Raw genomic sequence first — 12,242 nt, 5'->3', positions numbered from 1 at the left:
CGTCTGAGATGGAAGACTGTCTGATCTGGAAGTTCTAGACCGTGGAAGGGCGCTACCAGCGCCCCTGCTATCGCGATCGGTAATTCAAAGAGAGAAGACACTATGAAGCAGGAAAACACACCCCGGACCGCACCGCAGAGCGGGACACCCGGCACACAGAAGTTGTCGTATGAGGCACCCAAGGCAACTTTTGTCCCTCTCAAGCTTGAGGAGAGACTGCTCGTCTGCGATAAGTCGATGGATATCTGTTTTGGTCACGAGGGCCATCCGCAGAATCAGCAGAACAAGAGCTAGGCCGCCCCTTACCCCGTTTACCGCCTGTGGACCCAACACGCACCGCAGGCGAACAGGCGTTCGAACAGGGCAGCCGCCGCACCCGCGGCCGGACGTGCGGTGGCGGCAAGAATGGCCCGTTTCCCGACCCCGGCCCGTTCACTCGATCAGGCGCTGTTGCGCCGAAATGAACACCTCAACACAACAAGGAGTGCGCGCGCTTCGTCTATCGCGCTAGGCATTTCAAAGAGAGAAGAAGCCATGAAACAACAGAACCCACCCGCGACCACGCCGCAGAGCGGGACGCCCGTCGCGGAGAAGTTGACCTACGAGCCGCCGGAGGCGACGTTTGTTCCTCTCAAGCTTGAGGAGCGACTGTTGACATGCGCCAAGCAGCCCAGTGCTGGCGGCGGTGACAGCGGCAAACGCCCAGGTCCCAGTTGCAGTGGATCCCCTTCCGGCAGTTAGGCCCTGCTGGCTTGCGACCCTCTGGCCTTCAGTGCGGGCTGCTGAGTGTAGTCGGGCCACGGGAATCCCGACAGATCCGCCTTGCTTGGAGAAGCGGCCGCCGGAAGAAACCACGCTTGCTTCCGACCCCGAAGTTCTACTGGACCCCGTCGAGCCGCAAGGACAAGACACGATCAGGAGAATTCAGTGAAACGTAAAGCAGACTTCATGATGCAACAGGTCGGCGGGGAGCGCCTGCTCGTGCCGCTCGGCGCGCAAGTCATGAACCTGAATGGCCTTCTCACGTTGAACGAGACGGGGGCCTGCGTGTGGGAACGGCTGGCAGAAGAGCGCTCAATGGACGATTTGGTCGCCGCCGTGGCTGAACGGTTTGCCGTCTCAGACGCCACGGCCCGCGCCGATGTGCAGACGTTTGTCGGCGAGATGACACGATTAGGCCTGCTGGAACGATGACCACGGTGAGCGCAGCGCTTCCGACAGATTACGGCCCGCTGGTGCGCGAACTCCAGCGCCGCGCCGCCGCCGAGCGTCAGCCAGTCAACGGCACGTTCGAGTTGACCGAGCGCTGCAATCTGGGCTGCCGCATGTGCTACGTCTGCCAATCGGCCGGCGATGTGGCGCGGAAAGCCAGAGAACTTTCGGCGAGCCAATGGCTGGACCTGGCACATCAGGCCGTGGACAACGGCATGGTCTTTCTGTTGCTCACCGGCGGCGAGGTGTTGCTGCGCCCCGATTTCTTCGAGCTGTACACCCCGCTCACGCGGATGGGTCTCATCCTCACCCTGTTCACCAACGGCACGCTCATCACCGATGCACTGGCCGCGCGCCTGGCGGACGCGCCCCCCAGCCGCACCGAAATCACGATCTACGGCGCGACCACTGCCACTTATGAAGCGGTCACGGGCGTCCCCGGCAGCTACGCCCGCTGTTGCGCCGGCATCGAAGCGCTCGTCAAGCGTCGCGTCCCGCTCGGCCTGAAGACCACGGTGACGCGCCAGAACGTGGACGAACTGGACGCCATGCGGCAGATGGCGCACAACTGGGGACTGCCGTTCTCTGGAGGCTGGCTGCTCTCCACCCGGCGCGACGGCGCGATGTCGGGGGTTGCCGATTGCCGCCTCTCTGCCTCGGACTGTGTTGCGCTCGAAGCGACCGACCGCGCATCCGCGACCGAGTGGACCGAGACCGCTTTGCGCGAGTCGTCTTCAAGTAGTGGTCGCAGCTTTTTCTGTCAGGCTGGCCAGGCCGCCTTTATCATCAATCCGCAGGGCGAAATGAATGCGTGTATCGACCTGCCCTTGCCCGCGGCTCGTCCGCTTGAGATCGGTTTTCTCGCAGCGTGGGAGCAGGTGCAGCGCTTTGTCGATTCTGCGCCGCCACAGGCGCCGCTCTGCCTGGCGTGCGACGTGCGCGGCTTTTGCCCAACCTGCCCGGCGTGGTCGAAGCTGGAAACCGGCACCCTGACTGAACCCGTGCCCTATCTGTGTGACATCGCCCGCGCGCGCAAGGACCGCTATGGCCACCCCGCATAACATCCCGATCCGCATCGCCAACCTCTTGATTGAGTTGACCAGCCCACTTTCCGCGGTCGAACTGGGTATCGAAGGGCGGCTCGGTCCGTTCCGCGCAGAAGAGGGCGCGCTTGAGAATCCGCTATCCCGCGTGGCGCTGCGTTGGGAAGACAGCAAGAACCCTCCCGCCCCGCAGGGCGAGCTGATCTACGACCCGGGCTCCATCTGGAAGATGTACCGCGCGGGCTCGGATTTCTGCGCCACGCTCGCCTACGAGAACCAGGGCCAATCGGTGCCCGTGCAGGGCCTGCTTCGCGCGAACCGCGCGTGGGACGACGCGATCCTGACGGAACATCGCAGCGGTCTGGGCTGGCAGAGCCTGCTCAACCTCGGCGCGGGCGAACTGATCTTTCGTACCGCCATCCTCTCAAGCGGCGGGCTGGTCCTTCATTCCTCCGGCCTCGACGACAACGGCAAGGGCATCGTCTTCATCGGGCATTCCGGAGCGGGCAAGAGCACGCAGGTCGGCCTGTGGAGTCACGAGCCGGGCGTCGTGGCGATGAACGACGATCGCATCGCCGTGCGCGTGGAGGCCGGCGGCCCGGTGTGTTACGGCACGCCATGGGGCGGCACGGCCGAAATTGCCCGCAACCACGCCGCACCGCTGGCGGCGCTGATCGTGCTCGAACAGGCGTCCGAGAACGCCATTCAACCGCTGGCTCCGGCGGCCGCAGCACCACTGTTGATGGCTCGCGCATTCCTGCCGTATTGGGACGCCGCGCTGATGCAGCGCGCGATGGCGAATCTCAACACGATCCTGGCGCGCGTGCCCGTGTATCGGTTGCGCTGCCGCCCGGAGGGGGCGGTCATTTCGCTGGTGCGATCGATCTTGTGATTCTCCCCAGCCGCGACTTCATGCCGGTTGTTCGCGCCGCACTGGAACGCGGTCAACGGGTAAAGATGACGGTGACCGGCACCAGCATGTGGCCCTTCCTCCGCAACGAAGACGTCGTGGAACTCAAGCCCGCCGGCGGGCTCCGGTTAGGGGACATGGTGCTGGTGCAAGCGGCTCCACCGGATACGTCAGAGCGCTACGTGTTGCACCGCGTCGTTCGAATGCAGGGCGGCGGGACATTCGTTCTTCGTGGCGATGCCCAGCCGCATTGCGAAGGACCGTTTGCCCCGAACGCCGCGTTGGGCGTGGTCACCACGGTCTGGCGCCACGGCCGTGTGCATCACCTGGACCGCGGCCTCTGGCGTCTCGCCGGGATCGCGTGGGCGCGGACGAGCCCCCTGGGGCCGCTACTCCTCCAGCTCACACGGCCTCTGTGGCAACTGCGACGGAAGAATCACTCGGGGAGTGATGTTCCACCTGAGAAGGCTCAATCGAATAGGGAATAAGATCATCCCGTGAACATCCTCGTCACCGGCGCGGCCGGCTTTATCGGTTCCCACGTTGCGCTCCGGCTGCTGGCGCGCGGCGACACGGTTATCGGACTCGATAACCTCAACCAGTACTACGACGTGTCGCTCAAGCAGGCGCGGCTGGCCCGCCTGACAAGCCAGCCGGGGTTCCGCTTCGTCAAGCTGGACGTCGCGGATCGTGACGGCATGGCCGCGATGTTCAACGAGCAGCAGCCGGAACGCGTCGTGCACCTGGCGGCCCAGGCGGGCGTTCGTTACTCACTGGCGAACCCCCATGTCTATGTCGACAGCAACCTCGCCGGATTCGTGAACATACTCGAGGGCTGCCGCCACGCAAACGTGGCCCACCTCGTGTACGCCAGCTCGTCCAGCGTCTATGGCGGCAACACGCGGATGCCGTTCTCGGAACACGACAGCATCGACCATCCGATCAGCCTGTACGCCGCTACGAAGAAGGCGAACGAGTTGATGGCGCACACGTACAGCCATCTGTTCAGGCTGCCGACGACGGGCCTCCGGTTCTTCACTGTATACGGCCCGTGGGGCCGGCCGGACATGGCGCTGTTCCTGTTTACCAGGGCCATCCTCGAGGGGCGGCCCATCGAGGTCTTCAACCACGGCCAGATGGTGCGCGACTTCACGTACATCGACGACATCGTCGAAGGCGTCATCCGCGTCGCCGATCGCCCGGCCGAGCCCAATCCCGCCTTCGACACCGCGTCACCTGACCCGGCCACGAGCAATGCGCCCTACCGGGTCTTCAACATCGGCAACAGTCAGCCCACGCCGCTCGTCGACTACATCGCGGCGCTCGAGGAGGCTCTGGGCAAGACGGCCGAGAGGCACTATCTCCCCATGCAGCCGGGCGACGTGCCCGCCACCTCTGCCAACACCGACGAACTGGATGCCTGGGTGGGCTTCAAGCCAGGCACCCCCGTCCGCGAGGGCGTGCGGAGGTTTGTCGAGTGGTACCGCGGGTATTACGGCATATGAACATGGCCGTGCCCGTGCTGGTGATGGTGGCCTGGGGGGCCCTGGCGTTTGGCGCGGTGTACGACTGGGCCTACTGGCCATTGCTCGCCGCTGGCGCGATCGTGGGCGTGTGGGGCTTGTTGCGACATGTGCCGCGCGTGCGGAGACGAGCTGGAGGGGCGCTGCTTCTCGGCATCCTGCTCGTTGCGGCTGCGATCGGCGCGCAGCTGATTCCGGTCGACCGCGCGACCCTCGTGCGCATGAGTCCGGCCACCGACGAGTTCCTGCGACAGTACGACGTGGCGTACGCCTTCGGCGTCGTCATGGAAACCCGGGCGGCCGCGCAGCAGCAGGCGATGCTTCGGGCGCAGCAGCGACAAGCAGAAACCCCGCCTGCCCCGCCGAAGCCGTTGTTGCCGTCAGCCGGCGAAGGCGGGACGTCCGCCCCTGTCGCCCCGGCGCGAGAATCCATCACTCATCCGATCAGCATCAATCCCGACAAGACGCTGCTGGGTCTGGTGTTCGTTGTGGGATTCGGTCTGCTGCTGCTCGGATTGCAGCGCGGTCTCAACGGCCTGGACCTCCGCGCGTTCGCTCCGGGCCTCACCGTGCTCGGCGTCGTTCTGGCCTTGATCGGCATTGTCCAGAAGGCGCTCTGGAACGGGAAGGTGTACGGATTCTGGGTGCCCGAGAACACGTACTTCCAGGCGTTCGGGCCGTTCATCAACCGCAACCATTTTGCGGGTTGGATGCTGCTGGCGCTGCCGGTGGTGATTGGCTACTTCGCGTCGCAGGTGGCCAAGGGCATGGTGGGGATATCGCCGGACTGGCGCAGTCGGATCGGCTGGTTTTCGACGCCCGCTGCCAGTCGTGCGGTGCTCACCGGATTCAGTGTTCTTGTGATGGGACTCGCGCTGACGCTCTCGTTGTCGCGCAGTGGCATCTCGTGCTTCCTGCTGGCGATCGTCTTGTCGGCCGTCAGTGTGTGGCGTCACCAGACGGGCTCGACGAAGGGCCGGCTGCTGGCCGCGTACTTCCTGGTCGTATTCGTGGCGGCCGTCAGCTGGACGGGGATTGACGCGATCGGCCAGCGGTTCGGCGAGGTGGGTTGGGAGTTTGGGGGCCGCACCGGTGCGTGGACGGACGCGTGGCGCATCCATCAGATGTTCCCGGCGTTTGGCACAGGGTTCAATACGTACGGGACGGCGACCACGTTGCTGCAGCAGTTTCTGGCGGCCTACCTGCATTTCAGTGAGGCGCACAACGACTACTTGCAGGTGCTCACCGAGGGCGGCTATTTCGTCGCGGTGCCGGCCGCACTGTTGATCCTCATCTTCGTGTGGCAGGTGATCGCACGGTTCCGCGAGGGCCACGACGATCGGACCAGTTACTGGATTCGCGTTGGCGCCACGACGGGAATTGTCGCGATGGCCTTCCAGGAGATCGTGGAGTTCAGTCTGCAGATTCCCGGCGACGCCGCGCTGTTCGTCGTGTTGTGCGCGATCGCGGTCCGACGTACTTCACCGAAGAACCATCCGCCTCTCTTCGACCGGGCGACGGTGGAGAGACCGCACGCCCCGGACCATACCGCCCCGGGTCCAGGGACCAGATTCCGGGCCACGGGTATCCGCTCCTGCACGGCCGCGATCGGGATCGCGCTTGTCGTTTCGTGCGCACTTGCTTCTGGCGCGTGCCGCAGTGGTTCCGGCGGGTCGCCCCCGGCGAAGGCGGTCTACGAGAAGGACACGGGCAAGCTGACACTGCTCATGTTCGACACGAACAAGGACGGGAAGACCGACGTGTGGAGTCACATGGACGGCACGCGTCTGGTCCGAATGGAGATCGACACGAACTTCGATGGCGTGATCGACCGGTGGGAGTACTACACTCCCGACGGCGCGCTCGAGAAGGTGGGGTCCTCGCGGTTCAATGACGGGCGAGTCGACGCATGGGCATTTGAAGCCGCCGGCGGCGGGATCGCGCGCATGGAGATCTCGACGCGCCGCGACGGCAAGGTCTCGCGCTGGGAAGTCTACGAGAATGGCGCACTGGCGCGCGCCGAAGAAGACACCACTGGCAATGGCAAGCCAGACAAGTGGGAAACGTACAGCAACGGGACGCTGGCGAGCGTCGCCTTTGACACGCAGAAGCGCGGGACGCCCGATCGCCGACTGGTGTACGGGCCGGGCGGGGTCACGGTCGAGAAGTTGAAATAGCCCGGCCGCGTGACGCCGGGTCGCAGTGCCGCAATGCCATCCTCCTCAATTACGCGGGGATTTCGAGCCGATCCGCCGGCCGGGTTGACTTATTCCCGCGATCCGCCGATATTCTAAAGTACCAGGGGTGTCTCTTCGTGTCTCTGCATCGAGGGATGAAATGGGGGCCGCGCCAGAGCGCGCGGCCGTTGATGACTTGAAAGTCTGGGTGAAACAATGAAACGCATTTTGATTTTGACGATGGTCCTGGCGTTGGGCGTCTCTGGAGTGCCATTGGCGGCCCAGCAACCGCAGATTGGCACGATCGAGGGCTTCGCCAGGGACGCGTGCCAGAGCCGGCTGAAGGACGCCAAGATTCAACTGAGGAATGTTGACACTGGCGTTCTGGCGGGTTCGACGATCACTGACAAGGAAGGCAAGTTCACGTTTGCCGGCATTCTCCCGGCCAACTACGTGGCTGAACTTCTCAACAAGGACGGCAAGGTGACCGACGTCAGCAAGTCCGTTGCGGTCGCGGCCGGCGCGGTCGTAAAGGACGTAGCGGTCGGGTCGAGTGCGCCCTGTGCGGTTCCGTTCTTCTTGAGCACCGCCGGCCTCCTTCTCCTGGGTGCCATTGCGGCGGGCGCGGTCGTGGGGGTCGTGGTGACCAACACCAGCCCTTCGCGGTAAGCACCGCGCACCTGCCCCGGTATCGGGGACGCTAACGGCTTGGTTGTGGCCCTGGAGGCGACGCCAAGCCGTTTCTGTGTACGGTCTTGCGCGCGTGGGCAGCGCACTCGCGCACATGGTTTGAAGGTGTGCACCCTGTGCGCGGCCGCCCACTGCTGTGCTCAGGGCGCGCACTTCGGTCATGCGTTCATCGCGCTCGTCTCGTCTTCATCAGCGACCGGATCGAGTTGGCCCGATCAGAATTGTTCGCGCGTCGACGATTCTCGTACTTCACGTTCGCGCGAAGTGCGCGATTCGGCAGACCCACCGGGAAAACACGCCCAAACGCCCCGAAAAACCGTGCACCGACTGGCAGTCGTGTGCACCGCATTTTCAATCCAGGACATGGCAATGCCCTTGCTCTAACGAGGGTGGGCTGCAACGAGACGCGCACATGTCGTGCGCACTCGAACGAGACGACAGCCCGCTGTTCAGAGCACATCAAGAAGGGCTGCCATGTCACACCGAATGTTCGCCGCCGCCGCCGTCGTTCTCATGTTGGTCTTGCCGGTGGCCGCACGCGAAGCCAGCGCACAGGCACTCGCTCCCGTCGGCGCCCAGGCGCTTGTTCCCGTCGGCGCACTGGCGCTCGTTCCCGTCCGCGCGCAGGCCCGGCTGTTCGAAGCGCTTCCGCTGCAGGCGGACGTTCCCAGCAACGCAGAGCCGCAAGTCGTTCCTGCGTCAGCGCAGTTGTCTTCGTCGGCGCAGGTGTCGACACCGCTTCGGGATCGGATTGCGCCGAGGAGTTCAGGTCCCGTCTCCGGCGGAATGTGGGCGCTCTATACCGCGACGATCGCGATGCAGGCGCTCGACTATCACTCCACGATGAGTGGGCTTAGAGGCGGCGCGGTCGAAGCGAATCCGTTGATGAGCAACGTCACGAAGAACCGCACCGCCTTCCTGGCGGTCAAGGCCGCGGTGGCGACCGGCGCGATTCTGGCCGCGAGGAGCATCGCGAAGCGCAACAAGCTGGCGGCTGTCGTGATGCTTGTCGCCGTCAACTCGGCCTACGCCTACGTGGCCATGCACAACTACAAGGTCGCGGGCAGCCTTCGTTAGGACCGCCCCCCGGGAGACCCGACCACGCGCCTCGCCGCGCCCTTCGGTCAGGCCGCCGGCCGGTCTCACAAGAGCAGGGGCACTTCTCGGCACATGTCCGGGGGGTGCCTTCTGCTTTGTACGGCCGGCCACAACCGCCGGTGACGGAGTGCACCGACGTATAATCAAAACCTGATGCGCATCTCGTGCGACCTCGACGGGGTTCTGGCAGACATGGATGGCGCCCTGGCCGCGCTGGCCGAGGAGGAATTCGGGATCTCGGCCAAGGGCCGAAAGCCGAAATCAGAAGGCGGGGAGAAGGCGGAGGCCCGCGTCCAGAAGGCGGCCGACAAGAATCAGGCCGATGACGGCGAAGGCGACGGCCCGTCGGAGCTGCCCAGCGCGGCGGTGCTCTCACGGCTGACCGCCCGGCAGCAGACGCGGCTCTGGCAACGCGTTCGCGACACGCGAAATTTCTGGGAATCGCTCAAAGAGCACGAGCCCGGCATCGTGCGTCGCCTCCAGCACCTGGCCTACCAACGCCGGTGGGATGTCCTGTTTGTCACGCAGCGGCCGTCGACCGCGGGGCGAACCGCGCAAGTGCAATCGCAGCGGTGGTTGCGCCGCCACGGGTTCGACCTGCCGGCGGTGTACACGACCGAAGGATCGCGCGGGGCCATAGCCGCCGCGCTCACAATCGACGCGCACATCGACGACCGGCTCGAGAACTGCGTAGACATCTCGAGCGACTCCAAAGCGCGGTCGATTCTTGTGTGGCGCGACGAGGAATCCTACGACCCGATTTCGAAAGGCGCCCGCAAGCTTGGCATTACCGTTGTGCACACGGTCGCCGAGGCGCTCGCGCTGCTCGAAGCCAGACCCTGATGCCGCCGAGCATGCGCGAGAATCACAGGGCGCTCGCGGCCGCTCCTTCGTCTTTCTTCCCCAGCGCAAACGTCATCGTGCCTTCGGCGCAGACGACGCCATTGACGCGGGCGACGCCGTGCAGCGACCCGATCCGGCTGCGCAGGCGGCGGACAGTGGCCTCGATTTCCACCTGATCGCCGGCGTACACAGGCCGGCGGAAGCGCACGCGGTCGATGCCCATGAAGAAGATGAGCTTATCCTTGTTCTCCGGCTTCGCGAGGATCATGATCGCGCCGACCTGCGCGACCGCTTCCGTCAGAATCGTCGGCGGCAGCGTGGGCACTCTTCCCGGTTCCACCGCCAGCACCTGCTCGTTGCGGGAGACGTTCTTGATGCCGACAATTCGCTTGTCGGGCTCGAGCGCAATGATCCGGTCCACCAGCAGAAACGGATACCTGTGCGGCAGGATGCGCTGGATGACGGTCTGATCGAACGGCAGTTCAAATTCCACAGTGCGTCCTTGTCTCGTCTCGCGTCACCCCGGGGTCAATCACTCCCGGAGTAATTAGCCCGCCCGCAATCACTCCGGGAGTGATTACAATTTCGTAATTACTCCGGGAGTGATTAGCCCGCCCGCAATCACTCCGGGAGTGATTATTCTCCCCCCCAGTATAATGCGGTCTGTGACTGAGCCTCTCGATCTCGACTTGCTGGCGGCTGCGGCGTCTTCCGACCAGTCTGCCGCCAAGAGCGACCGGCAGATGCTGACGACGCTCTTTGCGCTGGGGCGCGAAGTGTCGTCGGTCCTTGATCTGGATGAACTGCTTCGCAAGCTGCCGGATCTGATCGCGCGCGTCACCGATTACCACGCGTTTGCGATCTACCTGCTGGACGAGGAGCGCGGCGAACTGCACATCGCGTATTCGACGGGCTATCCGGAGGGCAGCCGGGAACTGAGGCTGAAAGTGGGGGAGGGCCTGGTCGGCGCGGCGGTCGAGGCGGCCCGGCCTCTGCTCGCGAACGACGTCACGAATGACTCCCGCTACATCGAAGCGGTTCCGGGGACGCGGGCTGAACTGGTGCTGCCGCTCCGACGGAAGGGCCGCGCCATCGGCGCGCTGAACCTGCTGAGCCGCAATGTGGGCGAATTCACGCCGGCCGAGGTCGAGACGCTGCGCAACTTTGCGGCGTCGGTGGCCATCGCGATCGAAAACGCGCGGCTGTTTGCCACGGAACGGCGCTATGCGGACACGCTCGAAGCGCTGGGGGAAATAGGCCGCGATTTCGCGTCCACCCTCGACCTGGACGAGTTGCTCGAGCGCATCGCCCGGACGATCAAGCGCGTCATCGACTACCGCACGTTTGGCATTCTGCTGGTCGACGAAGACGCGCACGCCGTCGTGCTCAGGCTTGCCGTGAAGTACGACGAGCAGATCCTCCAGAAGCGGATTCCGATTGGCGAAGGTCTTGTCGGCTACGCGGCGCTGCACAAGACGCCGGTCCTTGTCGGGGACGTGCGCCTGGATCCGCGCTACATCAAGGTGGTCGAAGACGTCCGGTCCGAACTCGTGATTCCGCTGCTCGTCAAGGACCGCTGCGTGGGGCTGTTCGATCTCGAGAGCCCCGAGCTGAACGCCTTCGACAAGCGGCACGTGGAACTGCTGACGCCGCTGGCGTCAAGCGCGGCGGTGGCGGTCGAAAACGCGCGCCTCTACGACGAGGTCCGCCGCAACGAGATCCGGCTCGACAAGGAGATGCGCTTCGCCCAGCGTGTGCAGCAGGCCCTGCTGCCGACGGCTTTGCCGAAACGGCTCAAAGGCGTGGACGTCGGGTGGCGGTTTGAGCCGGCTCGCGAGCTCGGCGGCGACCTGTACGAGTTCCTGTCGCTCGAACCCCACAAACTGACGGTGGCGGTCGGCGACGTGTCGGGCAAGGGGGCGCCCGCGGCCCTCTACAGTGCGTTTGCGGGCGAACTGCTTCGTTCCCGCACCTTCCGCCGGCGCCACAGCGCGGCGGCACCGAGCCCGGCCGAAGTGCTGGCGTCGATGAACCGCATCATGCACGAGCGGCGGCTCGAGGAGTACTACTGCACGTTGCTGTATGCCCAGTTCGATGTCAGGCAGCACCGCGTGACGCTGGCCAACAGCGGTTTGCCGTTTCCGATTCACTGCAGCGGCGAGCGCTGCACGCAGATCGAGTGCCCGGGTGTGCCGCTGGGGGCCTTTCCGGAGAGTTCGTACGACGATCTCACCATCAGCCTTGGCATCGGCGACGTGTTCGCGTCCTGCTCGGATGGCGTGTTCGAGGCGATGAACGAAGGGGGTGACGAGTTCGGGGCGGAGCGCCTGATGGCCGTGATTCAGCATGCGCGGACGAAATCCGCCCGCGAGATTGTCGATGCGATCTTTGACGCGGCCACGGCGTTTCGCGGCACGGCGGCGCAGAACGACGACATGACGGCCGTCGTCGTGAAGATGACGACGTAATCGTGTGGCGCGGAAGAAGGCCCTTTCCGTGCGCCAGCATGACGAATCACACAGTGTGTGCAGGCAGGTGCGTGAGCCGCGCCGGATCGCCCTGCCATTCGGGGTGGTGATGCCAGCGCCTGCCTGTTGTTAATCACCCCGTTGATCCGACGCGGCCTGCTCCCCGTCGCTTCAAGAGTCGTGCCGGGCGAGAGACCCGGATTGTCGCCTGTTTCAGGTGGTTCCCGGGGTGGGGCGTCCTCAACCGCGGACGTTGCTTGACCTCTGCGCTGGACTAT

The 12,242-nt window shown here is 64.8% G+C and carries 11 protein-coding genes; 10 read left to right on the top strand and 1 reads right to left on the bottom strand.

The genetic code is table 11. From position 1 onward, the window contains the following. Positions 1 to 927 precede the first annotated feature (927 nt). The 9 genes from NTV05_11395 to NTV05_11355 all read left to right on the top strand — a co-directional run bounded on the left by NTV05_11395 (position 928) and on the right by NTV05_11355 (position 9,496). Positions 928 to 1,194, top strand: a complete 267-nt coding sequence (locus tag NTV05_11395; protein MCX6545000.1) for a PqqD family protein — start codon at positions 928 to 930, stop codon at positions 1,192 to 1,194. Positions 1,195 to 1,199: 5 nt separating this feature from the next. Further along, a complete protein-coding gene (locus NTV05_11390; protein ID MCX6544999.1) occupies positions 1,200 to 2,273 on the top strand; it encodes a radical SAM protein in 1,074 nt (357 codons plus the stop codon). After that, positions 2,257 to 3,147, top strand: a complete 891-nt coding sequence (locus tag NTV05_11385) for a hypothetical protein (protein MCX6544998.1) — start codon at positions 2,257 to 2,259, stop codon at positions 3,145 to 3,147. Before NTV05_11390 ends, NTV05_11385 begins: the two co-directional genes overlap by 17 nt. After that, positions 3,144 to 3,653: a S24/S26 family peptidase gene (locus NTV05_11380; GenBank protein ID MCX6544997.1), complete on the top strand. Its 510-nt coding sequence runs from the start codon at positions 3,144 to 3,146 to the stop codon at positions 3,651 to 3,653. The genes NTV05_11385 and NTV05_11380 overlap by 4 nt, the downstream gene beginning before the upstream one ends. Positions 3,654 to 3,662: 9 nt before the next feature. Beyond that, positions 3,663 to 4,670, top strand: coding sequence for an NAD-dependent epimerase (locus NTV05_11375; protein ID MCX6544996.1), 1,008 nt, complete (start codon positions 3,663 to 3,665; stop codon positions 4,668 to 4,670). Next, on the top strand, positions 4,667 to 6,865 hold the full coding sequence (locus NTV05_11370; GenBank protein MCX6544995.1) for an O-antigen ligase family protein: 2,199 nt from the start codon (positions 4,667 to 4,669) through the stop codon (positions 6,863 to 6,865). Before NTV05_11375 ends, NTV05_11370 begins: the two co-directional genes overlap by 4 nt. 216 nt (positions 6,866 to 7,081) lie before the next feature. Then, the gene (locus NTV05_11365) at positions 7,082 to 7,534 is read left to right on the top strand and encodes a carboxypeptidase-like regulatory domain-containing protein (protein MCX6544994.1); all 453 of its coding nucleotides are present in this window, start codon (positions 7,082 to 7,084) and stop codon (positions 7,532 to 7,534) included. 495 nt (positions 7,535 to 8,029) lie between these two features. Further along, entirely contained in the window at positions 8,030 to 8,632 is a 603-nt protein-coding gene (locus NTV05_11360; GenBank protein MCX6544993.1) for a DUF5658 family protein, read from the top strand. A gap of 174 nt (positions 8,633 to 8,806) precedes the next feature. Next, the gene (locus NTV05_11355) at positions 8,807 to 9,496 is read left to right on the top strand and encodes a hypothetical protein (GenBank protein MCX6544992.1); all 690 of its coding nucleotides are present in this window, start codon (positions 8,807 to 8,809) and stop codon (positions 9,494 to 9,496) included. 22 nt (positions 9,497 to 9,518) lie between these two features. Here NTV05_11355 and fabZ read toward each other — a convergent pair whose 3' ends face one another. Next, positions 9,519 to 9,989: a 3-hydroxyacyl-ACP dehydratase FabZ gene (fabZ, locus tag NTV05_11350; GenBank protein ID MCX6544991.1), complete on the bottom strand. Its 471-nt coding sequence runs from the start codon at positions 9,987 to 9,989 to the stop codon at positions 9,519 to 9,521. Between the two features lie 172 nt (positions 9,990 to 10,161). On the opposite strand from fabZ, the gene NTV05_11345 reads away from it, so the two are divergent. Then, positions 10,162 to 11,964 carry a GAF domain-containing protein gene (locus NTV05_11345; protein MCX6544990.1) on the top strand — a complete coding sequence of 601 codons (1,803 nt, stop codon included), beginning with the start codon at positions 10,162 to 10,164 and terminating at the stop codon, positions 11,962 to 11,964. Positions 11,965 to 12,242: the final 278 nt, after the last annotated feature.

This window comes from Acidobacteriota bacterium (assembly GCA_026393755.1).
In the GTDB taxonomy this organism is placed as follows: Bacteria; Acidobacteriota; Vicinamibacteria; order Vicinamibacterales; family JAKQTR01; genus JBAXOX01.
Note: the sequence above shows the minus strand (reverse complement) of the source record. Positions and strands in the feature narration are given on the sequence as shown.

Excerpts from the sequence above, each read along its gene's own strand:
- NTV05_11365 (MCX6544994.1), top strand. The coding sequence starts at position 7,082 with ATGAAACGCATTTTGATTTTGACGATGGTCCTGGCGTTGGGCGTCTCT.
- NTV05_11370 (MCX6544995.1), top strand. The coding sequence starts at position 4,667 with ATGAACATGGCCGTGCCCGTGCTGGTGATGGTGGCCTGGGGGGCCCTG.
- NTV05_11355 (MCX6544992.1), top strand. The coding sequence starts at position 8,807 with ATGCGCATCTCGTGCGACCTCGACGGGGTTCTGGCAGACATGGATGGC.
- NTV05_11385 (MCX6544998.1), top strand. The coding sequence starts at position 2,257 with ATGGCCACCCCGCATAACATCCCGATCCGCATCGCCAACCTCTTGATT.
- NTV05_11360 (MCX6544993.1), top strand. The coding sequence starts at position 8,030 with ATGTCACACCGAATGTTCGCCGCCGCCGCCGTCGTTCTCATGTTGGTC.